The organism is Thermocrispum municipale DSM 44069 (assembly GCF_000427825.1).
GTDB lineage: Bacteria > Actinomycetota > Actinomycetes > Mycobacteriales > Pseudonocardiaceae > Thermocrispum > Thermocrispum municipale.
Window position 1 is genome coordinate 56506 of the sequence record NZ_ATYT01000003.1, and the last position, 23505, is coordinate 80010.

The 23505-nt window shown below is 68.7% G+C and carries 18 protein-coding genes; 9 read left to right on the top strand and 9 right to left on the bottom strand.

The annotated features are described in order from the left end of the window. Nucleotides 1-13: 13 nt before the first annotated feature. The 3 genes from YWM_RS0100285 (at nucleotide 14) to YWM_RS21480 (ending at nucleotide 5259) form a co-directional block, all read left to right on the top strand. Entirely contained in the window at nucleotides 14-2848 is a 2835-nt protein-coding gene (locus tag YWM_RS0100285; RefSeq protein ID WP_028849026.1) for a vitamin B12-dependent ribonucleotide reductase, read from the top strand. A gap of 620 nt (nucleotides 2849-3468) precedes the next feature. Further along, nucleotides 3469-3897, top strand: coding sequence for a CBS domain-containing protein (locus YWM_RS0100290; protein ID WP_028849027.1), 429 nt, complete (start codon nucleotides 3469-3471; stop codon nucleotides 3895-3897). Nucleotides 3898-4212: 315 nt separating this feature from the next. Continuing rightward, nucleotides 4213-5259 carry a DUF4192 domain-containing protein gene (locus tag YWM_RS21480; protein ID WP_084612100.1) on the top strand — a complete coding sequence of 349 codons (1047 nt, stop codon included), beginning with the start codon at nucleotides 4213-4215 and terminating at the stop codon, nucleotides 5257-5259. A 220-nt stretch (nucleotides 5260-5479) separates the two neighbouring features. Here YWM_RS21480 and galE read toward each other — a convergent pair whose 3' ends face one another. Genes galE through YWM_RS0100310 form a run of 3 tightly spaced genes read right to left on the bottom strand, consistent with a single transcriptional unit; the run spans nucleotide 5480 to nucleotide 8353 of the window. After that, nucleotides 5480-6469, bottom strand: a complete 990-nt coding sequence (gene galE, locus YWM_RS0100300; RefSeq protein WP_043659009.1) for a UDP-glucose 4-epimerase GalE — start codon at nucleotides 6467-6469, stop codon at nucleotides 5480-5482. Nucleotides 6470-6485: 16 nt separating this feature from the next. Then, nucleotides 6486-7646 carry a galactokinase gene (gene galK, locus YWM_RS0100305; RefSeq protein WP_028849029.1) on the bottom strand — a complete coding sequence of 387 codons (1161 nt, stop codon included), beginning with the start codon at nucleotides 7644-7646 and terminating at the stop codon, nucleotides 6486-6488. 5 nt (nucleotides 7647-7651) lie between these two features. Continuing rightward, a complete protein-coding gene (locus YWM_RS0100310) occupies nucleotides 7652-8353 on the bottom strand; it encodes an iron-dependent transcriptional repressor DtxR (RefSeq protein ID WP_028849030.1) in 702 nt (233 codons plus the stop codon). A 322-nt stretch (nucleotides 8354-8675) separates the two neighbouring features. Between YWM_RS0100310 and YWM_RS0100315 the strand changes: the two genes are divergently transcribed. The 5 genes from YWM_RS0100315 (at nucleotide 8676) to YWM_RS21490 (ending at nucleotide 15846) form a co-directional block, all read left to right on the top strand. After that, nucleotides 8676-9518: a sulfurtransferase gene (locus tag YWM_RS0100315; RefSeq protein WP_028849031.1), complete on the top strand. Its 843-nt coding sequence runs from the start codon at nucleotides 8676-8678 to the stop codon at nucleotides 9516-9518. Nucleotides 9519-9748: 230 nt separating this feature from the next. Continuing rightward, nucleotides 9749-10951, top strand: a complete 1203-nt coding sequence (locus YWM_RS0100320) for an acetoin utilization protein AcuC (protein WP_052344403.1) — start codon at nucleotides 9749-9751, stop codon at nucleotides 10949-10951. Nucleotides 10952-10955: 4 nt separating this feature from the next. Then, nucleotides 10956-14138: a bifunctional GNAT family N-acetyltransferase/acetate--CoA ligase family protein gene (locus tag YWM_RS0100325; RefSeq protein ID WP_084612101.1), complete on the top strand. Its 3183-nt coding sequence runs from the start codon at nucleotides 10956-10958 to the stop codon at nucleotides 14136-14138. Nucleotides 14139-14193: 55 nt separating this feature from the next. After that, nucleotides 14194-14733, top strand: a complete 540-nt coding sequence (locus YWM_RS24995; RefSeq protein ID WP_156914567.1) for a hypothetical protein — start codon at nucleotides 14194-14196, stop codon at nucleotides 14731-14733. A gap of 375 nt (nucleotides 14734-15108) precedes the next feature. Continuing rightward, nucleotides 15109-15846: a M23 family metallopeptidase gene (locus tag YWM_RS21490; RefSeq protein WP_052344405.1), complete on the top strand. Its 738-nt coding sequence runs from the start codon at nucleotides 15109-15111 to the stop codon at nucleotides 15844-15846. Nucleotides 15847-16250: 404 nt separating this feature from the next. Here YWM_RS21490 and YWM_RS0100340 read toward each other — a convergent pair whose 3' ends face one another. The 4 genes from YWM_RS0100340 to YWM_RS0100355 all read right to left on the bottom strand — a co-directional run bounded on the left by YWM_RS0100340 (nucleotide 16251) and on the right by YWM_RS0100355 (nucleotide 21316). After that, a complete protein-coding gene (locus tag YWM_RS0100340) occupies nucleotides 16251-17912 on the bottom strand; it encodes a fumarate hydratase (protein WP_028849034.1) in 1662 nt (553 codons plus the stop codon). A gap of 249 nt (nucleotides 17913-18161) precedes the next feature. Beyond that, nucleotides 18162-19124, bottom strand: coding sequence for a sigma-70 family RNA polymerase sigma factor (locus YWM_RS0100345; protein ID WP_156914602.1), 963 nt, complete (start codon nucleotides 19122-19124; stop codon nucleotides 18162-18164). A 258-nt stretch (nucleotides 19125-19382) separates the two neighbouring features. Beyond that, complete coding sequence (gene dtd, locus YWM_RS0100350; protein WP_028849036.1) at nucleotides 19383-19808, bottom strand: D-aminoacyl-tRNA deacylase; 426 nt, start codon at nucleotides 19806-19808, stop codon at nucleotides 19383-19385. After that, a complete protein-coding gene (locus tag YWM_RS0100355) occupies nucleotides 19805-21316 on the bottom strand; it encodes a DUF7782 domain-containing protein (RefSeq protein ID WP_245565866.1) in 1512 nt (503 codons plus the stop codon). Before YWM_RS0100355 ends, dtd begins: the two co-directional genes overlap by 4 nt. A gap of 190 nt (nucleotides 21317-21506) precedes the next feature. Between YWM_RS0100355 and YWM_RS0100360 the strand changes: the two genes are divergently transcribed. Beyond that, nucleotides 21507-21821: a DUF3099 domain-containing protein gene (locus tag YWM_RS0100360; protein ID WP_028849038.1), complete on the top strand. Its 315-nt coding sequence runs from the start codon at nucleotides 21507-21509 to the stop codon at nucleotides 21819-21821. Here YWM_RS0100360 and YWM_RS0100365 read toward each other — a convergent pair. Both YWM_RS0100365 and YWM_RS0100370 read right to left on the bottom strand, forming a co-directional pair. Continuing rightward, complete coding sequence (locus YWM_RS0100365; protein ID WP_028849039.1) at nucleotides 21808-22965, bottom strand: glutamate--cysteine ligase; 1158 nt, start codon at nucleotides 22963-22965, stop codon at nucleotides 21808-21810. The two genes, YWM_RS0100360 and YWM_RS0100365, sit on opposite strands and share 14 nt — an antisense overlap. A gap of 5 nt (nucleotides 22966-22970) precedes the next feature. Continuing rightward, nucleotides 22971-23453, bottom strand: coding sequence for a hypothetical protein (locus YWM_RS0100370; RefSeq protein ID WP_028849040.1), 483 nt, complete (start codon nucleotides 23451-23453; stop codon nucleotides 22971-22973). Nucleotides 23454-23505 lie beyond the last annotated feature (52 nt).

Here is a 23505-nt window from a genome sequence, read left to right on the forward strand (position 1 = left end):
TGAGGGAGTTGGCATGACGGAGACCGTGGGGACGAGCCACGCGTCGGGCAGGTCCGGCAAGGCGAAGGGGGCCAAGCGAGCCGGATTGAAGCTCGAGCGGGTCTTCACCACCGAGGGCGTGCACCCGTACGACGAGGTCGAGTGGGAGCAGCGCGATGTGGTGATGACCAACTGGCGGGACGGCTCGGTGAATTTCGAGCAGCGCGGTGTGGAGTTCCCGTCGTTCTGGTCGGTCAACGCCACCAACATCGTCACCAGCAAGTACTTCCGCGGCGCGGTGGGCTCGCCGTCCCGGGAACGCAGCCTCAAGCAGCTGATCGACCGGGTGGTGAAGACCTACACCAAGGCAGGCATCGAGCACGGTTACTTCCACTCGGAGTCCGATGCCGAGATCTTCGAGCACGAGCTGACCTGGATGCTGCTGCACCAGGTGTTCAGCTTTAACTCGCCGGTCTGGTTCAACGTCGGCACGTCGTCGAAGCAGCAGGTCAGCGCCTGCTTCATCCTCTCGGTCGACGACAACATGGAGTCGATCCTCAACTGGTACAAGGAAGAGGGCCTGATCTTCAAGGGCGGCTCCGGCGCGGGCCTGAACCTGTCCAGGATCCGGTCGTCGCGTGAGCTGCTCAGCTCCGGCGGTACCGCGTCCGGCCCGGTCTCCTTCATGCGTGGCGCGGACGCGTCCGCGGGGACCATCAAGTCGGGTGGCGCGACCAGGCGGGCCGCCAAGATGGTGGTGTTGGACGTCGACCACCCGGACATCGAGGAGTTCATCGAGACCAAGGCCCGCGAGGAGCTGAAGATCAAGGCCCTGCGGGACGCCGGGTTCGACATGGACCTGGGTGGCGCGGACATCTCGTCGGTGCAGTACCAGAACGCCAACAACTCGGTGCGCGTCTCCGACGAGTTCATGCGCGCGGTGGAGTCGGGCGGCAAGTTCGGCCTGCGGGCCCGCACCACCGGCGAGGTCGTCGAAGAGGTCGACGCCCGTGAGCTGTTCGAGAAGATGGCGCGGGCGGCATGGGAATGCGCCGACCCCGGTCTGCAGTACGACGACACGATCAACGACTGGCACACGTGCCCGGAGTCCGGTCGGATCACCGCGTCGAACCCGTGCTCGGAGTACATGCACCTGGACAACTCCAGCTGCAACCTGGCCTCGCTGAACCTGATGAAGTTCCTGCGCGAGGACGGCACGTTCGACGCGGAGCTGTTCGTCAAGGCGGTCGAGTTCGTCATCACCGCGATGGACATCTCGATCTGCTTCGCGGACTTCCCGACCGAGGCGATCGCCGACACCACCCGCAAGTTCCGTCAGCTGGGTATCGGCTACGCGAACCTGGGTGCCTTGCTGATGGCGACGGGGCATGCGTACGACTCGGAGGGTGGTCGTTCGCTCGCGGCAGCCATCACGTCGCTGATGACGGGTACGTCGTACCGGCGCTCCGCGGAGCTCGCCGCGGTGGTCGGGCCGTACGAGGGTTACGCCCGCAATGCGGAGGCGCACCAGCGTGTCATGCGCAAGCACGCCGCGGCCAACGACGCGATCCGCACGCTGCACACCAACGACTCGGCGATCCGCAAGCTGGCCACCCGTGAGTGGCAGCGCGGCATCGAACTGGGCATGAAGCACGGCTGGCGTAACTCGCAGGCGTCGGTGCTGGCGCCGACGGGCACGATCGGCTTCATGATGGACTGCGACACGACCGGCATCGAGCCGGACTTCTCGCTGGTCAAGTTCAAGAAGCTGGTCGGCGGCGGGTCGATGCAGATCGTGAACCAGACGGTCGGACTGGCCTTGAAGTCGCTGGGCTACCAGCAGGAACAGATCGAGGCGATCGTCGAGTACATCGCCGAGCATGGGCACGTCGTCGACGCGCCGGGTCTGAAGCCGGAGCACTACGAGGTGTTCGACTGCGCGGTGGGTGAGCGGTCCATCGCGCCGATGGGGCACGTGCGGATGATGGCGGCGGTGCAGCCGTTCCTGTCCGGTGCGATCTCCAAGACGGTGAACATGCCGGAGTCGGCCACGATCGACGACGTCAAGGAGATCTACTTCCAGGGCTGGAAGCTCGGCCTGAAGGCGCTGGCGATCTACCGGGACAACTGCAAGGTCGGTCAGCCGCTGTCGACGGCCAAGAAGGACTCGGCGGAGGAGAAGGAGAAGGTCGTCGAGTACCGGCCGGTGCGCAAGCGCCTGCCGAAGAAGCGTCCGTCGCAGACCGTGTCGTTCACCGTCGGTGGCGCCGAGGGCTATCTGACCGCGGGTTCGTACCCCGACGACGGCCTTGGCGAGATCTTCGTCAAGCTCGGCAAGCAGGGGTCGACCCTGGCGGGTGTCATGGACGCGTTCGCGACCTCGATCTCGGTGGGTCTGCAGTACGGCATCCCGCTGGAGTTCTACGTCTCGAAGTTCCAGAACCTGCGCTTCGAGCCCGCCGGCATGACCGACGACCCGGACATCCGGATGGCCACCAGCGTGTTGGACTACCTGTTCCGCAGGCTGGCGCTGGACTACCTGCCGTACGAGAAGCGGGCGTCGCTGGGCATCTTCACCGCCGAGGAGCGGGCCGCGATGGTCGCCAAGGAGCAGGGTCACGCGCCGGACGAGGAGGAAGTCGACCTGGAGGCGCTGCGCAGCGGGGTCGAGGCTTCGGCCAAGCCGCAGCCCAAGGAGCAGGAGTCGACTCCGGATGTCAGTGGTGCCCACACCACGACCGAGTTGATGGAGCTGCGGCTGGGCAAGGCTGCGGATGCTCCGCTGTGCATGACGTGCGGCACGAAGATGCGGCCTGCTGGGTCTTGCTACGTGTGTGAGGGTTGCGGCGCCACGTCGGGCTGCAGCTGATCACTTTCTGCGCTCCCCGCGCATCGAAGGGCGTCGACCACGGTCGGCGCCCTTCGCGCTGTGCGGGGCGGTTCCCGCGGTGGAGGTTTCGATGCCGAGGCTGCCACGTTGTCCGGCGAGTCGTGGTTTCGGTCCTTGGGCCACGGTTTGCGAGCCTGACACCGCGTGGCCAGGAACTGTTGGTGGCGGGCGGCATGGCTGCCAGTTCGGCCCTCGTCGGCGCGCTGGGCTTCAGCACCGCTGGCCGGCCCGAGCACCCTGAGCGGGTCTTGCGCCGCTGGACGGGTCTCGCACGGCGGAGCGGTCGTTGCGCCGCGGGGCGAGTTTTGCAGGGCTGACCGGTCCCTGACACCCTGAGCGGCTTTCGCGCCGCTGGGCGCACCCATGTCGGCGTGCCGCTGGGTGCGGCTTGCACGGCTGGGCGGCCGTCGCTGTGTGTCCGAACTCCGGCGCTGTTCGGGGCAATCCGCGCCGTCCGCGCGGCTGCCCCCTGGGGGTTTATGGGCGATTTGGTACGGAAAGTGGCGGAAAGGTCCACTCGCTTGTGGCTATCCGTGGCGCGCCGACCGGGTTAGCCTTCTGGGAATGTCGCTGTTGACCCTTACCGGGGAGGGTGTGCGATGCGGATCGCCGAAGTGTTACGGAAGAAGGGCACCGAGGTCGCCACGATAGCTCCTGACGCGACCGTCACCGAGCTTTTGGCCGTGCTGGCCGAGAAGAACGTCGGTGCGCTTGTGGTTGTCGAGAACGAGCGCATCGTCGGTATCGTTTCCGAGCGCGACGTGGTGCGGCGTGCGCACGAGCGGGGCGCAGCGATCTTGAGTGCCGGCGTTTCCGACATCATGACGACGGACGTCGCGACATGCGATCCGAACGAGACCGTCGATCACCTGACCGTGCTGATGACGCAGCGGCGCATCCGTCACGTCCCGGTGGTCCAGGACGGCCGTCTGGTCGGCATCGTCAGCATCGGCGACGTGGTGAAGAACCGGATGGACGAGCTCGAGCAGGCCCAGGAGCAGCTCCAGGCCTACATCGTGCAAGGCTGAGCCAAGCGCTTAGCGCTATCGAGCTCGAGGGAACGTGGGCGCGGGGGATACGCCCAGAGTCGCGCTCCGCTGGTGAATCTCGTGAGCCCGCCGGTGACGTTCGAGTCGCACCCAGCTGGTGATGTCTTGAGTCGCCGCGGGCATACGTCCTGAGCCCCGCTTCGCCGCATGTGAGGAGTCGCTGGGCTTCCAGCTCCCACCCCGGTTCCGGCCTGCCTGCAGTACTGAACGGAGTTGTCCACAGCAGGGGTAGCTATCCACAGATTTCCCGACGGCCGATTCTTTCGCCCCGCATTTCCGTGCAGGCTTGAAGGCATGGAAAGCAACAAAGCCCGGAGGACGAAGCCGGTCGTCAGCTTGCGTGGCCCAGCCGAATTGCTCGCCGCGGTTCCTGGGTTGCTCGGCTATGTGCCCGAGGAGTCGATAGTTCTGATAGCCGTGGGGCCTTCCGGCAAACATGTCACGCAATGTGTTCGCAGCGACATTCCGCCACCGTCGCACGTCGCCGCGGTGGCAGAACAACTGGCGGCGACGGTCGTCGACGCGCAGCCCACGTTCGTCGACCTCGTCGTTGTCGGGGGAGGTCCAGCCGCGGCGGACGGGTCGCCACCGCGGCGTGACGTGGCGGAAGCGGTTCGGCGGAGCCTCCGTGCTGCAGGTGTGGCTCAGCCAGGAGCGTTCTGGGTCGCCGAGCTCGCCGCAGACAGGCGGTGGCAGAGCTATGACGACCCGAAGGTCGGCGGATCGCTCCCGGATCCGGCGGACAGCGTGCTGAGCGCGGAGCTTGCCGGCCTCGGGCATGTGACATTCAGCAGTCGCGCGGAAATGGAAGCGTTGTTCGAGCCGGATGCCGAGGCAGCCGTGGAAAGACGCTCGAAGCTCATCGACCAGCGCATCGACACCCTCAAGGAATGGACGCCGGAAAAGGGCGCCGAAGCCATCGCCGATGCGCTGCGAAAAAGCGCGGAAAAGGAGTTCTCACTCTCCGACGAGCAGATCGCCGAGCTGGGGATCGCATTGTCGGACGGCAAGATCCGCGACGCCTGTTTGGCGACCGCATCGCCGCCGAACACACCGCTGGCTCACCAGGCCGCCCGCTTATGGCAATGCCTGGCGCGTGCACTGCCGGACCCGGAGCGTGCCGAGGCGGCGTGCCTGGCTGCGTTCGCCGCCTATCAGGCAGGGGATGGGACGTTGGCGCGAATCGCGCTCGACGTCGCTTTACAGGCAAATCCGAGCCACGTGCTGGCCGGGCTGCTGGATCGGGCCCTGCAGCACGGCTTCCATCCGCGGGAACTACGCGCGTTGGCTGAGCACGACGAGGTCGGCCTGAGCGATCGAGCCCGGGCGGCCGCCGCATGATCGGCTGCGTGGAGGCCGGTGACGTTCGCGACCTCGGAAAGGGGGAATGCCGGATGTGAGGCGTGCTTAAGGGGTTTCTGCGCGGGACAGGTGCGGCGCCTACCTTCGGGCACACACCGTCTGTCGTTGTTCACGCATCGACGGCCGGCGAGGCCGGTCCCAGCGTCCTCGGCGGCCTGTCATCGCCGGGGTCCTCACGGGGCTGCCGGGCCTGGCGTGGTCAGCGAGCGGTGTGCTCCTGGGTGAACTTCCAGGCATCGGAGACGATGTTCGCCAGGTCGGCCAGGCGCGGGGTCCACCCGAGCTCGGCTTGCGCCCGCTCGCTGGAGGAGACGAGGACAGCGGGGTCGCCTGCCCGCCGCGATGCGACGACAGCAGGAATCTCGTGACCCGTGACGGCGCGGCATGTCTCGATCACCTGCTTGACCGAGAATCCGGTGCCGTTACCGAGGTTGTAGATCCGGTGCTGGCCGGCGGTCGCCCGCAGCAGGGCGGCCTCGTGTGCATCGGCGAGGTCGACCACGTGGATGTAGTCCCTGATCGCCGTGCCGTCCGGGGTCGGGTAGTCACCGCCGAAAATCTGCACCTGGTCACGCTGGCCTGCGGCGACCTGCAGCACGATCGGGATCAGGTGGGTCTCCGACGTGTGTCGCTCGCCGAACTGCCCGTAGGCACCCGCGACGTTGAAGTAGCGCAGGCTGACCGCCGCCAGGCCGTGCGCGGTGGCATAGCTGCTGATCAGGTGGTCGACCGCCAGCTTGGTCGCGCCGTAGGTGTTGGTCGGGTTGGTCGCCGCCGCCTCGGTGATGGGGATCGTTGCGGGCTCGCCGTAGGTCGCCGCCGTGGAGGAGAAGACCAGCCGTGGCGTGCGATGCCTGCGCATCGCGTCGAGCAGCCGCAGCGTGGTGACGACGTTACCGTGCCAGTACTTGTCCGGCACCTGCATCGACTCGCCGACCAGCGACTTGCCTGCGAAGTGCAGCACGCCGTCGTAGCCATCCGCCAAGAGGCTGTCCGCTACCTCGGCCACGTCACCTTCGACGAATGTCGCGCCGGACGGGACTGCGTCGCGGTGCCCGGTGGACAGGTCGTCGACGACGGTCACCTGGTGGCCCGACTCCAGCAGTCGAGCAGCGCACACGCTTCCGACGTAACCGGCTCCGCCGGTGACGACCACGTTCAACTTCGAGTCGGAGGTTGACGACGACATACCTTGCCTTCCGGGGTCAGCGATCTCGTCCCGCGCCGGCCGACGGTACCGCGGAGAAAATTCGAGGTTCGCGGAGGTTCCGCTCACGGAACGCGGCACGCGCCGCGTGCGCGACAGCCTCCCGGGCGTCGGCCTCGGCCAGCGCGATCGCGGAGCCGCCGAAGCCTCCGCCGGTCATCCGTGCGCCGATGGCTCCCGCCTGCCGCGCGGCTTCCACCGCGAGGTCGAGCTCGGCGCACGACACGCGATAGTCGTCGCGCAAGCTTTCGTGGGAAGCGTTCAGGAACGTGCCGATCGAGCGGAGTTCGCCGGCCCGCAGGTGTCGGACGGTGGCCAGGACGCGCTCGTTCTCGGTGACGACGTGGCGTACCAAGGGGGCCAGCTCCGCAGGCAATTCCTCCTCGGCCTGGGCAAGGTCCGCGGGTGACACGTCCCGCAGCGATTCGACGCCCAGGGCCTTGGCCGCGCGCTCACAGCCGAACCGGCGGTCGGCGTACTCCGACTCGGCCAATGCATGGCTGACCCTGGTGTCGATGACGAGAACCTCGAGGCCGTTCGCCATGGCATCGAACGGCACGTGGTCCGCTTCACTACTGCAGACGTCGAGGAAGAGCGCGTGGCCGGCTGTGCAGCGCAGGGAGGCCGTTTGGTCGAGGATGCCGCACGGCATGCCGACGAAGTCGTTCTCGGCTTGCTGGGCGACGCGGGCGACCTCGGGAAGGGGCAGGTCCGTGCCTGCGAGGCCCAGCAGGGCGATCGCGGTCGCGCATTCGATTGCAGCAGACGACGACAACCCCGCGCCGGTGGGAACGTTCGACGTGAAGATCAGGTCGGCGCCGGGAACGTCGATGCCCCTTTCCCGCAGGGCCCAGGCAACACCTGCGGGGTAGGCCGACCAGTCGTCGACGGTTTTCGGCTGCAGGTCTGCCACGCGGCGTTCAGCGGTGCTGTTCACGGCCTGGCCGTCCCGCACCGTGCCGAAGGTCAGGACGTCATCAGCTCGGCGGGATGCCGCGACCGCTACTCGCTGGGGCAGTGCGAATGGGAGAACCAGCCCGTCGTTGTAATCGGTGTGCTCACCGATCAGGTTCACGCGTCCGGGTGCGGACCAGACGCCGTCTGGCTCCTTGCCGTGCGTTGCCCGGAATGCCGCTGCTGCCTGGCCCGCAGGGTCCATTCGGCTCAGTTCGCGGTGACCGTGGCGAGCACGGAGTGCAGCACGGTGGGCTCAAGCGTCAACTCGGCGCCTTCACCGCTGATCGCGGCCTTCTTGCCGTCGGTGTACTGGCTGACCGCGACGGTGCCACCGGGCACCAGGCCGATCTTGCGCAGATCCGCCATCAGCGACTCGTTGATCTGCACATGCTCGGCGATCCGGCGGATCTGCACCGTCCCGCCACCACTGCGCGCTACTTCGTCCAGCCGCACCAAGTCGGGCTCGGCAGGCGGAGCAGGCTCCCCGCCGACCCCCAGCTTGTCCAGACCGGGGATCGGGTTGCCGTACGGCGAGGTGGTGGGGTAGTTCAGCAGCTTGACCAGTTTGCGCTCGACGGCCTCGCTCATCACGTGTTCCCAGCGGCAGGCCTCGGCGTGTACGTGCTCCCACTCCAGCCCGATGACGTCGACCAGGAGGCGTTCGGCCAGCCGGTGCTTGCGCATCACGGCGATCGCCAGTTCTCTGCCGTGTTCGGTGAGCTCCAAGTGTCGGTCACCGGCGACGACAACGAGGTTGTCCCGCTCCATCCGCGCAACCGTCTGGCTCACGGTCGGTCCGCTTTGCTGCAGCCGCTCGGCGATGCGGGCACGCAAGGGAACGACACCTTCTTCTTCGAGCTCGAAGATGGTGCGCAAGTACATCTCAGTGGTGTCGATCAGCTCGTTCACCTGGCCGCCTTTCCCTCAGAACCCCATGGTAGTCGCCGGTAATGACAGTGTCTCGCAGCCGCTTCCCGGGCCGGCGAGGGGTGGGGGCGCCGCTCACCTGCTTGATTCCGGTATGGGCCGTGGAGCGTGAACCGACGACGGGGGTGGGGTCGCGGCCCGTTCGGGCGGCGCGGACAACCCCTGAGTACTCGGGCGCCCTCAGTACTAGCGCGTGCCAACACCCTTGAGCGCTCCGGTGCCCTCGACCCCACGCTCCGCACGAGAACCTGACGTTCTCGATGGGTCCGCATGTCTGTTGACGCGACTAGGGCACGATGACGCTATGCAGCCTTTGATCAGCCCCGAGGAGTTGGCCGAGCAGCTGAACAGTCCCGAGCCCCCTGTCGTGCTCGACGTGCGGTGGCGGCTGACCGGGCCGCCGGGTTCGGAGTCCTACGCCGAGGGCCACATTCCCGGTGCCGTTTTCCTCGACATCGACGGGGATCTGGCCGGTGAACCGGGCGACGGCGGCAGGCACCCGTTGCCTGAGCCGGACGCGCTGCAGGGCAAGCTTCGCGCTGCCGGTGTCCGGGCGTCTCGCCCCGTCGTGGCGTACGACGATGCGGACGGCTCGGTCGCAGCTCGCGCGTGGTGGCTGCTGCGGTGGGCCGGCCACACTGCGGTCCGCGTGCTCGACGGCGGGTTCGCCGCATGGGAGGCCGCCGGGCTGCCGGTGGAGTCCACGGTGCCGCAGCCGGAGCCAGGGGACTTCGTCGTGCGACCGGGGCAGATGCCGGTCCTCGATGCCGACGACGCCGGAAAGCTCGCTCGCGAAGGTGTCTTGCTCGACGCTCGCGCTCACCCGCGCTACACCGGTGAGACCGAACCGGTCGATCCGCGGGCAGGTCACATCCCGGGGGCGATCAATGCACCGTTCAGCGCGCACGTCGGGTCCGATGGCCGCTGGCGCACGCCGGAAGAGCTGGCCGCGCACTTCACCGAGCTCGGCGTCACCGCGGCCACTCCCGTCGGGGCCTATTGCGGGTCCGGGGTCACTGCGAGCTCGATCGTCCTGGCGCTCGAGGTCGTCGGCCGGGACGAGCCCGCCGCCTTGTACGCCGGCTCCTGGTCGCACTGGTGCCGCGACCCGCAACGTCCGGTGGCCACGGGCGAGCAGCCGGGCTGACCGGCGGCGGGGACCTCGGCAGGGGAGACCGGCCGAACCGACGGACCTCGGCACGGGAGATCGGCCGAACCGACGGACCTCGGCACGGGAGATCGGCCGAACCGACGGACCTCGGCAGGGGAGCGAACCCGGAACTGGTGGACAGGCCGCGCTCGTTCGCGACCGGATGAGAGAGGCCGGGCGCAGTTCGCAGCGCGACAGATGGGGGCATGCCGGGAATAATCGCCGGTATGTCGGCCAGCGAAGCCCCCCGCCCTGATTTGGTACCGGCCTCGGTCGTGTGGACGTCGGAGTTGCTCGAATACGACTTGGGTGGCGAGCATCCGCTGCATCCCATTCGGCTCGATCTCACCATCCGGCTGGCCGCCGAGCTCGGCGTACTCGACGGGGTGCCGCTGCTCGTCCCGGAGCAAGCATCGGACAGCGAGATCGAGCGCGCGCACAAACCCGACTACCTGGAGGCGGTGAAGGCGGCGCCGGACGACGGCCCCAATCCGGCTCGTGGCCTGGGCACCGAGGACAACCCGGTGTTCGACAACATGCACCAGTCGTCCGCCCTGGTCGTGGGCTCCTCGTTGCTGGCGGCCCGGCAGATCGCGGAAGGCCGGAGCAAGCGCGCGGTCAACATCGCAGGCGGCCTGCACCATGCGATGGCAGGCAACGCCGCGGGATTCTGCATCTACAACGACTGCGTGGTGGCGATCTCGTGGCTGCTGGACAACGGGTTCGACCGGATCGCCTACATCGACACCGACGTGCACCACGGCGACGGGGTGCAAGCTGCCTTCTACGGCGACCCGCGGGTGTTGACCGTGTCCATGCATCAGCACCCGCTGACCCTGTGGCCCGGCACCGGATACTCCTCCGAGCTCGGTGAAGGCGAGGGGGAGGGCTACGCGGTCAACGTGCCGCTGATGCCGATGACCCGTGACGGCGACTGGCTCCGCGCATTCGAGGCGATCGTGCCCGCGTTGCTGGCCGAGTTCCGCCCGCAGTTGATCGTCAGCCAGTGCGGGGTTGACTCGCACGTCGACGACCCGCTCGCCGAGTTGGCACTGACCGTGGACGGACACCGGCAGATCTATCGCAGGGTGCGCGAGCTCGCCGAGGAGTACGCCGACGGCCACTGGCTGGCGCTCGGCGGTGGCGGCTACCAGCTGGTCCGTGTCGTGCCGCGGTCCTGGACGCACTTGCTCGCCACGGCATTGGACCGCGACCTCGCGCCCGACACCCCGCTCCCTCAGGGTTGGATGCGAACGGCGCGGAAGATAGCTCCGCACACACCTTTGCCCAGTTCGATGTCCGACGGGGCCGACACCTCGTTCGAGCGGTGGGGTGGTGACGCCGACCGTCAGGTCGACGCGGCGATCATTCAGGCGCGCAGGGCGGTGTTCCCACTCCACGGCCTCGACCCCGACGACCCGAGGGATTGAGCGGATGACCGAGACACCGAAAGAGCCCGAGGACGCCGGTGCCGACACCCCGATCGGCACGGAAGAGGAAACCGGTACCGAGACTTCGGCCGCCGCGGAGAGCGCTGACGAGGGTGACGGGCGCGCTGATGGTGACGCACAGGAGGCGATCCAGCGGCGCGGGGCCGAGAGCGCTGACAGCGGCGCGGGGACTGCGGCACCCGACGCCGCGGAAAGCGGAGCATCCGACCGTGCCGCCAGCGGGGTCTCCGAATCTGCTGGCAGCGAAGCATCCGAACCTGTCGGCAGAGGCGTATCCGAACCCGCCGACAGTGGAGCATCCGACCCCGCTGGCAGCGGGGTATCCGAACCTGCCGGCAGCGGAACAGCCGAACGCGACGGACGGGGCGCCGAGTCGGGTGCAGCCGCCGGTGGCACCGACACCTCGGCAGACGAGAACCCCCAGGAGGGCGCTTCAGCCCAGCGCCGTAATCCCCCGCGCGCGACCCAAGCCGAACGCCCGGGTCCTCGCGACCCCTACGACTACCCACGCGGCTGGGAAGCCGACGTCGTCCTCAGCGACGGCGGAACGGTACACCTCCGGCCGATCGTGCCGTCGGACGCCGACGCCATCGTCGCGCTGCACGGCCGCCTGTCCGAGCAAACGCGATACCTGCGCTATTTCGGCGCCTACCCCCGCATCCCTCCGAAGGACCTCGAGCGGTTCACCGTCGTCGACCACTACAACCGGGTCGCCCTGGTCGCCGTGCTCGGCGACGACGTGGTCGGCGTCGGGCGCTACGAGCGCATCGGTGACAACGCACCCAGCGCCGAGGTCGCCTTCGTCGTCGACGACGCCCACCAGGGTCGCGGGCTCGGCTCGATCCTGCTGGAACACCTCGCGGCCGCCGCGGCCGAGTGCGGCGTGGAACGGTTCGAGGCCGAGGTGCTCAGCGAGAACCGCGTGATGACCCGGGTGTTCACCGACGCCGGCTACCACGTCACCAAGGAATTCGACCACGGCACGCTGCATCTCGAATTCGACATCGACCCGACCGAGGAGTCGCTGGCGGTGGCGCGGGCCAGGGAACAGGCCGCGGAAGCCCGCAGCGTCTACAACCTGCTCCACCCGCGTTCGGTCGCGGTCATCGGCGCTTCGGCCGATCCCGGCAAGATCGGCTACGTCGTGCTGTCGAACCTGGTCAGCGCGGACTTCGCCGGAACCGTCTACCCGGTCAACGACGCACGCGAGTCGGTACGCGGAGTCAAGGCATACCCGAGCGTGGTGGACATCCCCGACGAAGTGGACCTGGCGATCGTCGCCGTCCCGGCGGAGAAGGTGTTCGACGTCCTGGACGGCGCGCTGGAGAAGGGCGTCAAGGCGCTGGTGATCGTGTCGGCGGGTTTCGCCGAAGCCGGCCCACACGGTTTGCACGCCGAGCTGCAACTGGTCGGGGAGGCCCGTGCGCACGGCATGCGCGTGGTCGGGCCCAGCGCGCTCGGCGTCGTCAACACCGACCCGTCCGTTCGGCTCAACGGCACGCTGGCGCCGTGGCTGCCTGGCCGCGGACGCACCGGCTTCTTCTGCCAATCGGGCGCACTCGGCGTGGCCATCCTGGCCGACACCGCCAAGCGCGGCCTCGGCCTGTCCACGTTCGTGTCCGCCGGGAACCGCGCTGACGTCTCGGTCAACGACCTGCTCCAGTACTGGGAGACCGACCCGGCGACCGACACCGTGTTGCTCTACCTGGAATCGTTCGGTAACCCGCGCAAGTTCGCTCGGTTGGCGCGACGCCTGGCGCGCAGCAAACCGGTCGTGGTGGTCCGCGCCGGGCGGCACGCCGTCAGCCGCGAGCTGGCCGCGGCATCAGCGCAGGTCGACGATGCGGCCGTGCAAGCCCTGTTCGAGCAGTCGGGTGTCATCCGGGTCGACTCGCTGGCTCAGCTGTTCGACGTTGCCCTGCTGTTGGCCCACCAGCCGCTGCCGAAGGGGCCCAGCGTGGCGATCGTCGGCAACTCCACCGCGGTCGGGCAGCTGGCTGCGGACACCGCCATGGCCCTCGGCCTGACGGTGGCGTTCGACCCGGTGGATGTCGGACCGCAGGCAGGACCGGACGAGTTCGGCGCCGCCGTCCGCGAGGCGGTCAGCAACCCGGATGTGGACGCGCTGGTGGTCTTGTGGGCGCCGCCGGTGGCGCAGGACGCTGCGCCGTACGCGGAAGCGGTGCGCCAAGTCGTGGGGGAGGGCGAGGACCAGACGAAACCGGTTGTCTCGACATTCCTTGCGGTGGAAGGTGTGCCCGAGTCCTTGGCCGTCCGGTCGGAGGACGGTACGCCGACGCGCGGATCGATCCCGTCGTACCCGAGCCCGGAACGCGCGGTCACGGCGTTGGCCCGGGTGACGCGCTACGCCGCGTGGCGCCAGCGTCCGGCCGGGACGTTCGTGCGGCCCGACGGCTTGCACCCGGAGCGCGCCCAGCAGATCGTCCGCGAGGTGCAGGCCGAGTCCGGCCGCGAGGGTTGGCTCAGCGACGACCAGTGCCTCCAGCTGCTGGCCTGCTACGGCATCGAGATCCTGCCGTTCGAGCGCGCCGACTCGGCCGACGAAGCGGCCCAGGCCGCCGAGCGTCTCGGCTACCCGGTGGCGGTGAAATCGGTCGACGAGCGCCTCAGCCGCCGTCCCGACCTGTCCGGGGCGCGCCTGAACCTGATCGACGAGCGCCAGGTCCGGGCCGCGTACGCGGACCTGCTGGAGATCTCCGGCGAGGCCGGCGTGGTGGTGCAGGAAATGGCGCCGCGGGGGAGTTCGTGCGCGATCGGGCTGCAGGACGATCCGTCGTTCGGTTCGCTGGTCACGTTCGGGTTGTCCGGGATGCTGGGCGACTTGATCGGTGACCGTTCCTACCGAGCCGTTCCGTTGAGCGACACCGACGCGGCAGACCTGGTGCGAGAGCCGCGATCGGCGGCCCTGCTGTCCGGTTACACCGGTGACGACCCCGCCGACTTCGGGGCCCTGGCGGATCTGGCTCTCCGGGTCGGTGCGCTGGCCGAGGACATCCCCGAGGTGCGCGAATTGAGCCTGGACCCGGTCATCGCCACCTCCGACGGCGTCGTCGTGGTCGCGGCCAAACTGCGTATCGGTGACCCACCTGCGCGACCGGACACCGGCCCGCGACGCTTGCCGTCGATCGCCGAGCAGGTGAGGTAGCCGCGTGGGAAAACGGCCATGCAACCCCGTGGTGCACTCGTTCCGTCCAGGTGACATGAGGCACACGAAGTGGTTGAACGCAATTGCTGGATCGGCCGTGCTCGCCATGGTGCTGGCCGGATGTGGTGGCGGCGACTCCGCGCAGCCCGCCGCGGGCGACGGGGCGGAGAATGGCACGTCGGCGCCTGCCGAGCCACCGAGCGGCAAGCCGAACGACCAGTCGGCGAACCAGCCCGACCAGAAGCCGGGAGCGGATGGCCAGGACCGGCCGAACGTCGGCCAGCCGCCGAAGGGCGCGGAGCCGGTGCCGGACAAGCAGGTCGAGGCCAAGAACCTGCCGCAGGGGCACCCCACGAAGGTTCTGGTGAAGGGCACCACGCTGGCGGTGACCGCACAGGAGTCCGGGTGCGACAAGGCGACCGCCGAGCTGGGTAAGCAGAGCGCGTCGCAGGTGGAAGTGACGGTCGTGATCACCCAGCCCAAGCAGCCGAGGATGTGCACGATGGACATCCGCTACCCGGTCCTGACCGTCGAGCTGGACAAGCCGCTGGCCGATCGCACCGTCGTGCTGACCGTCGAGAAGCAGAAGAAGTAGGGATACCCGCCGGCCGGCGGACACTACCCGCGACCCGCATCACAGCGAGCCGGTGGTGTCCGTCACCGTGAGCTACCGGATCGATTGAGAACGATCAGCGGTTGTCGATGCCGTTGATCAGGCCGGAATCGCTTTCTGAGCTGGGAATCAACCGAAGGAGCAGGGCAGCGGCGCCAATTCTGCGGTGATCTTCGACGCCACACGTTCGTGTGAATGCGACCACGATGCGTGTTTGCTGGCGTCTGTCGCGCCTGGTTACGGTCGCCTGGAACGTCACGGTTCGGTCACGACATGAGCGCGTCCCTTGCGCTCGCCGGGATCCCCCGCCCGGTGTGGTCGGGCCTTCCCCGAGACGTACAGGAAGGCACATCCCCCATGCGACGAAGGCGCGTTGTCGCCGCGGTCATTGCCGCGTGCGCACTAGCCCCCCTCGCCCAGCAAGCAATCAGCGCGGAGCCGGCCGATTCGGTAGCACTGCAGTCTCGCGCCACCCCACAACCGGACACCTCGGCCGCGATCAAGCGCGAAGAGCAACTACGGAAACATTTCGAGGCCCAGCAGGCACACCTGGAGTGGGTCAAGAAGCGCAAGGAGGCCAAGGAACGCGCCAAGGAGAAGGCGCGGGAAGAGGCCCGTGAGGCCGCTCTGGCCAAGAAGCGCGCCAAGGAGCGCGCCGAGGAGCGCGCTCGGCAGAAGCGGGCCGAGGCTCGCCAGGCTGCCACGTCCGCCGAATTCGTCAAGCCCACCGAGGGTCGGCTGACGTCGCAGTTCGGTGCGCGTGGCGGCGAGCAGCACGGCGGCATCGACATCGCCAACTCGCTCGGCACGCCGATCTACTCGGTCGCCGACGGCACCGTGGTCGAGGCAGGCCCGGCCAGCGGGTTCGGCAACTGGGTGCGCATCAAGCACGACGACGGCACGATCACCGTCTACGGCCACATGTTCGAGTACTCGGTGCAGGCCGGCCAGCGTGTCGAGGCCGGTGAGCAGATCGCCGAGATCGGCAACAACGGCCAGTCGACCGGCCCGCACCTGCACTTCGAGGTGTGGCAGAACGGTTCGCAGAAGATCGATCCGCTGGCGTGGCTCGGCCAGCACATCGTCGCGCTGTAACCGGAGCGCGGACCTCGCGCCAGTACGCTGCCCGCCCGGCCATGTGCCGGGCGGGCAGCGTGGCGTTCACGAGCGGTCGGCCCCGCGCACACCGCGGGGGAGCCTGGGTCGCTTGCCGACAGGCGCCGACGGGCTCGAGGCCCGCCAGCCTGGAGCCCGCGCCGCGGTGAATGCGGCACATGCCCTCACCGGTACGCGGCACATGCCCCGATCAGGCCGCGGCCCGCATCCAACCGGCACGCGGCCCGCATCCAGCCGGTACATGGCCGATGCCCCATCGGTTTGCGGCCGATGCCTCTCGCCAGCACGCGGCCGACGCCTCTCGCCAGCACGCGGCCCGGTCCCTGTCGAGCTCGATCCGCTCCGTCGGGAGCGAAAGCCCGGGCTCGGGCGAGCCTGCGCCGTCAGGTCCGGAACGAGATCTGCAGCACCGGCTCCGACGTGTCGGCGAAGAAGTCGTTTCCTTTGTCGTCGACCACGATGAACGCCGGGAAGTCCTCGACCTCGATCTTCCAGACCGCTTCCATGCCGAGCTCGGGGTACTCGAGCACCTCGACCTTCTTGATGCAGTCCTGCGCCAGCCGGGCGGCCGGGCCACCGATCGAGCCCAGATAGAACCCGCCGTACTTCTGGCAGGCCTGCACCACCTGCTTGGAGCGGTTGCCCTTGGCCAGCATCACCAGCGAGCCACCCGCGGCCTGGAACTGTTCGACGTAGGAGTCCATCCGTCCCGCCGTGGTCGGGCCGAACGAGCCCGACGGGTAGCCGTCGGGCGTCTTGGCCGGGCCCGCGTAGTACACCGGATGGTCCCGCATGTACTGCGGCATCGGCTCGCCGGCTTCCAGCCGCTCGGCGATCTTCGCGTGCGCGATGTCCCGTGCGACCACCAGCGGACCGGTCAACGACAGCCGGGTCTTCACCGGCAGGGCCGACAGCGTCTCGCGGATGGTGTCCATCGGCTGCGTCAGGTCGATCCGGACCACCTCGTCGGACAGCTCGTCCTCGGTGACGTCCGGCAGGAACCGCGCCGGGTCGCGTTCCAGTTGCTCGATGAACAACCCGTCCGGCGTGATCTTGGCCTTGGCCTGCCGGTCCGCCGAGCACGACACCGCGATGCCGACCGGGCAGGACGCGCCGTGCCGCGGCAACCGGATGACCCGCACGTCGTGGCAGAAGTACTTCCCGCCGAACTGCGCGCCGATGCCGAACTGCCGGGTCATCTCCAGCACCTGCTGCTCCAGGTCGACGTCCCGGAAACCGTGGCCCAGCGGGGACCCTTCGCGCGGCAGGTCGTCCAGGTAGCGGGCGCTGGCGAGCTTGGCGACCTTGAGGTTGTACTCGGCCGACATGCCGCCGACCACGATCGCCAGGTGGTACGGCGGGCAGGCGGCGGTGCCCAGCGACCGCAGCTTGGCGTCCAGGAACGACGCCAGCCGCTTCGGGTTCAGCAGCGCCTTCGTCTCCTGGTAGAGGAACGTCTTGTTGGCGCTGCCGCCACCCTTGGCCATGAACAGGAATTCGTATTTCGGCTCGGCGCCCGGCTTGTGGTAGAGCTCGATCTGCGCAGGCAGGTTGGTGCCGGTGTTCCGCTCGTCCCAGAACGTCACCGGAGCCATCTGCGAGTAGCGCAGGTTCAGCTCCTGGTAGGCCTCGAAGATGCCTCTGGTCAACGCCCGCTCGTCGTCCCCGCCGGTCAGCACGGACTCGGTGCGCTTGCCGATGACGATCGCCGTGCCGGTGTCCTGGCACATCGGGAGCACCCCGCCCGCGGAGATCGCCGCGTTCCGCAGCAGATCCATCGCCACGAACCGGTCGTTACCGCTGGCCTCCGGGTCGTCCACGATCGCACGCAACTGCGACAGGTGCGACGTGCGCAGCAAATGCTGGATGTCGGTGATCGCCGTCTTCGCCAGCGTCGTCAGCGCCTGCGGCTCGACCTCGAGGAACGTACGGCCGGCGGCCTGCACGGTGCGAACACCCTCGGCACTGACCAGGCGGTACTCGGTGGTGTCCTCGCCGAGCGGCAGGACATCGGTGTACTCGAATGCGGTGGGAGAAGCAGTCACACGCCGACCTTAACGTGAAAAGTCGGAAGGCCGGGCCCACCCCGACCGGACCCGACCTTCCGGAGAACGCGAACCGGCTCATGCGCCGGACGCGAGGCTCATGAGTCGCCGCCGACAACCTCCATCTCCAAGGACGTCACGTCCCGGCGGGAGGTTGCTTGCGATGACGAGCCTGCCGCGAGCGCCCCGGCGGAGTCAACGCCGCCGTTCGAGTTCTCGGGATCTTCTCAGCTTCACCCTGTGTGATTCTCAGCTGGCGTAAGCGCGCAGCCGCTCGGCCCGCTCGCCCTGCCGCAGCTTCGACATGACTTCGCGCTCGATCTGCCGCACCCGCTCCCTGGACAGGCCGAAGTGCTTGCCGATCTGGTCCAGCGTGCGCGGCTGGCCGTCGTCGATGCCGTAGCGCAGGCGGATCACGTTCTGCTCACGCTCGTCCAGCGTGGCCAGCACGCGACGCAGGTCGTCCTGGAGGATGCCGGAGATCACCGCCGACTCGGCGTCGGTGGCCTCCGAGTCCTCGATGAAGTCGCCCAGCGGGGCGTCCTCCTCGGAGCCGACCGGCATGTCCAGGCTGACCGGGTCACGCGCGTGGTCGAGCAGCTTGGCGACCTTCTCCGCCGGGATGCCGGATTCGGCGGCCAGCTCCTCGTGCGTGGCCTCGCGGCCCAGCTTCTGGTGCAGATCACGCTTGATCCGCGACAGCTTGTTCACCTGCTCCACCAAGTGGACGGGCAGACGGATGGTGCGGCCCTGATCGGCCATACCACGGGTGATCGCCTGACGAATCCACCACGTCGCGTAGGTGGAGAACTTGAACCCCTTGGTGTAGTCGAACTTCTCCACCGCGCGAATCAGGCCGAGGTTGCCCTCCTGGATCAGGTCCAGCAGCGGCATGCCGCGGCCGGTGTAGCGCTTGGCCAGCGAGACGACGAGGCGCAGATTGGCCTCCAGCAGGTGGTTCTTGGCCCGCTGACCGTCCCGCACCAGCGCCCGCAGCTCCGCGCGGCGCTCGGCGCTCAGGTCCTCCTCGGTGTCCAGCACATGCTGGGCGAACACGCCTGCTTCGATCCGCTTGGCCAGCTCGACCTCGTCGGCGGCGGTCAGCAACGCCGTTTTTCCGATACCGTTGAGGTAGACACGCACCAGGTCGGCCGACGGGCCCTGGGCGTCCAGGTCGGGCTCCTGCCCGCGCGCGTCCTGGGTGGGAAGCATGGCGATCTGGGCGTCGGAGTCCGAGTGTGCGTTGCTCCGGCGCTCGAGTGTCGGTGCGGACATCACTGCCTCCCCTTGGCTGGCTCACGTCCCCGCGGTCCGTGCCCGCGGGAGAAAATCTGCCGGCGGTAGCCGGACACTCATCTCAACGTCGGCGCCCGCCGAAATAGTTCCCGAGGCAAACGGTTTCTGCGTGCGTGGGCTGTGGTTTGCCGCACGCACGTTCGAGCAAACTTCACCGATGGCAGTGGCGTGTGGTCACGTCTCGACCAGCACCGTGAACGGCCCGTCGTTGACGCTGCTGACCTGCATCATCGCGCCGAACCGGCCGGTCTCCACGGTCGCGCCGCGGTGCCGCAGTTGGTCCACCACCACGCCGACGAGGTGCTCGGCGTGTTCCGGCCGGGCGGCCGCGACCCATGACGGACGGCGTCCTTTGCGGGTGTCGCCGTACAGCGTGAATTGGCTCACGACCAGCAGGGGAGCGCCCGCCGTCGCACACGACTGCTCGTCCCGCAACACGCGCAACTCGTGCAACTTGCGCGCCATCCGCGCCGCGTTCTCCTCGGTGTCGTCGGTGTGCACCCCGAGCAGGACCAGCAGTCCCGGCTCGCGGATCTCCCCGACGACCTCGCCGTCCACCGTCACGCTGGCTTCCGTGACCCGGGCAGCCACCGCCCTCATGCCGCATCCTCCGTAGCCGGCTCGAGCATGCCGTGCAGGACCAGTTGTCGTGCCATCGTCCGGACGCCCGTGGCCAGCTGCTGGGGTTGCTCGTCGAACGCGTGCGCCAGCAACGCGACGAGGTCGCCGAGGGGGAGCAGGCCGCGGCAGCCGGCGATCAGGGCGGCCGCCAGCTCGTCGATGTCGTGCTGCCAACCCGGGCCGTCCATACGATGCAGGCGCCGGATCTGCTCCGACCACCCCTCGTCGCCGGGCTGGGAAATCGTCTCCAGCACCACCGAGTCCGCCACGCGGAGCCGTTCGGTCAACAGATCGGGGTGGTCGCGCAGCCACTGCACGCGGTCCAGCCATGCGGCCGCCTCGGGGCCGAGCGGGTCGTCGTAGGCCTGCCGCAGGTCCTCGCAGACGACGGTCGCCTCGCCGTCGGTCCGCCGCAGGGTCACGAAACCGAACCCGACGCCCTCGACGCGCTGGGACTCGAAGAAGTCCAGCCAGGCCGACGCCTTTCGGCTGCCTTCCGGTGACCGCGGATCGATCCCGGCGTCGCGCAGCCACGTGCCGACATACAGCGCGGGATCGGCCACGTCACGCTGCACGAACCAGGCGTCGACCCCGCCTGGCAGCCAGGACGAGACACGCTCGGCCCAGTCCTCGCCCTCACGGTGCAGCCAGGAAGCCAGCAGATGGCCGGTCCCGCCGGGGGAGAGGTGCCGCGGCAGCGACCGGACCACCAGCTCACTGGCCGCGTCACCGCCCAGCCCGGAGTCGCGATAGGTGTAGTCGACCGTCGGCGGGCCGACCACGAACGGCGGGTTGCACACGATCTGGTCGAACTCCCGCCCGCTGACCGGCTCGAACCACGCCCCCCGCAGGACCTCGACCTCGAGCTGGTTCAGCCGGAACGTGGCTTCGGCGAGTGCGACGGCCCGTGGCGACACATCAGTGGCCGTGAGCCGTTCGGCGTGCGTGCTGGCATACAGCGTCTGCACGCCGTTGCCTGCTCCCACGTCCAGCACGCTGCCGACGGGCCGACGACTGGTCGCCCGCACCAGGCTCAGCGACGCCTGGCCGACGCCGACCACGTGGTCCACTCGCGTGCTGCGGTTGCGGCCGCGCTGCACCTGATCGACGTCGGAGATCACCCACCACGAGTGCTCGTCGTCCCCGTGGGGCCGGATGTCGAGCCCGGCCCGCAGCCCGTTGCCGGAGCGCTCGAGAACCTCCAACTCCACGGCCCGGTCGACACCGAGAGGCGCGAACACCCGCTCGACCTCGGTCACCGGTTCGGTGTCGCCGAGCAGGAAGAGGCGGATCAGCGTGCCGAGGTCCCCCGCGTCGCGGCTGGCTCGACGCGCGGGCTCCGGCTCGTCCCGGCTCAGCGCGGCGTGCGCCTGCCCGCCCAGGGCCGCCAGGACACCGTCGGTGTCGAAACCGCAGCGTTGGAACACCTCGCGCAGGCGGTCGCAATCGGCAGGGGAGAAGGAAGGGGGTTGGTGGGTGGGCTCCACGAGCCTCATCGTGCCATGGCGCCCTCGCCGGGCCGGTTGCTCGTGCGGGTGGTGTCGCGGCGGTTACCCCGAGCGCGGCAGGGGTAAGACCCGGGTGCAGGATCGTGTGGGCTTGGTTCGCATCGAGTTGCCCGGTAAGGGTGACGTCCACACCCATCGGTGGGACGATGGCACGAGGAGGTGGTTTGCCGTGAGCAACACCGACCCCACAGAACGTCCGGTGTTGATCACCGCAGCCGCCCGATCCCTCGACGAGGAGTTCGCCGACCGGAAGCGCAAGTACATCATCATGATGTCGTGCCGTTTCCCGTGCCTCATCCTGGCCGGAGTCTTCTATCACACGTGGTGGCTGGCGCTGGCGCTCATCCTGTTGTCCGTGCCGCTGCCCTGGGTGGCCGTGCTCGTCGCCAACGACCGTCCACCGCGGAAAGCCGAGAAGGTCAGCCGCTTCCGCCGCAACCCGAAGGCCATCGAGGCAGGCGACCACCGGGTCATCGACGGCTGACGCCCTCGTCCTTGGCGATGCCTTCCCGCATCTCCGCGATCAGCGACGCCACGACCGCCTTCAGGCTGCCGTTGTGTTCCCGTGCCACGGCGCGCTGCCGTTGATAGCTCGCGCCGTAGGTCAGGATCGTCTCGATGCCGGCGAGTTCGTTCTGGCAGCCCAGCCGCCGCGCGGTCGGTTCGAGCCGATTGAGCAGGTCCACGATCGATTCGGTGACCAGCTGCTCGTCGCCCGCAGCGTTGAGGATGACGATCGCGTCCATTCCGTAGCGCGCGGCGCGCCACTTGTTCTCCTGCACGTGCCACGGCGGCATCGTGGGGATCTCCTCGCCGTTGTCCAGCCGGGTGCTCAGGTCCTCGACCAGGCACTGGGTCAGCGCGGCGATGGCGGTGACCTCCTCCAGCGTGGGAACGCCGTCGCAGACGCGCTGCTCGACGGTGCCCAAGCGCGGTGACGGCCGGATGTCCCAGCGGATCTCGGTCAGGTCGTCGATCACGCCGGTGACGAACATGTCGTCGACGTAGGACTCGAACTCCGACCACTTGTCGAACTGGAACGGCAGGCCGGCGGTCGGCAGCTGCTGGAACATCAACGCCCGGTTGGAGGCGTATCCGGTTTCCTCGCCGCCCCACCACGGCGAGGACGCCGACAGCGCCTGCAGGTGCGGGGCGTAGTTGAGCAGCCCGTCCAGGATCGGCAGTGCTTTCTCCCGGTGCTCGATCCCGACGTGCACGTGCACGCCGTAGATCAGCATCTGCCTGCCCCACCACTGGGTGCGCTCGATCAGCTTGGCGTAGCGCTCCTTGTTGGTGACCTTCTGCTGGTACCAGGTGGCGAACGGGTGCGTGCCCGCGCAGAACACCTCGACGCCGAGCGGATCGGTGACCTTGCGGACCAGATCGAGCGACTCGGCCAGGTCGTCGGCCACTTCGCCGACCGTGTCGCACACGCCGGTGATGATCTCGACCGTGTTGAGCAGCAGCTCCTGCTTGATCTTGGGGTGCTCCTCAGCGCCCGGTTCGGCGACCTCGGTGAGGATCTGTTCGGCGACCGAGGCGAGTTCTCCGGTACGCCGCTCCACCAGGGCCAGCTCCCACTCGGCTCCCACGGTGGATCGGCGGGACGGGGCGAATTCGATCCGCATGACTCCTACACCTGCGCACCGGTGGATGGATCGGAACCCGGCGGGCGATTGTCGTCACGGGCGCGCAGCAGTGCCAGGCCGAGGCCGACGGCCAGCGCCAGGATGCCCAGCGGCGTGGCCAGTACCGGCCCCATCCCGATCACCCCTGGGGCGATCAGCAGCACCAGGCCGATGGCGAAGAACAACGCGATGATCACCATCGCCCGCGTGGGCCGGGGAAGCGGGGGCGGCTCAGGGGGGACGAAGTGCTCGTCGGCGTCATCGTCGTCGGCCTGGTCGGACAGCATGGCCTCGTCCCAGCCGACGGCGCTGGTGCGCCACTCGGACGACGGCCGGGCGGCGGGCTCGTCCTGCTCGCGCTCGCGCGGGCGGGGCGACTCGGCGGTCTCCTGGGTGCCGAATCCCTCCGCGCGCAACTCGGCCACGAGTTCGTCGAAGATGGCGTCGACGTCGTCCTGGCCGTCCGGGCTGTTCCCCGTCTTGCTCACCCCACCATCGTCGCACGGCCACGCGGGTGATGGGACCATGATTGACGGTGCG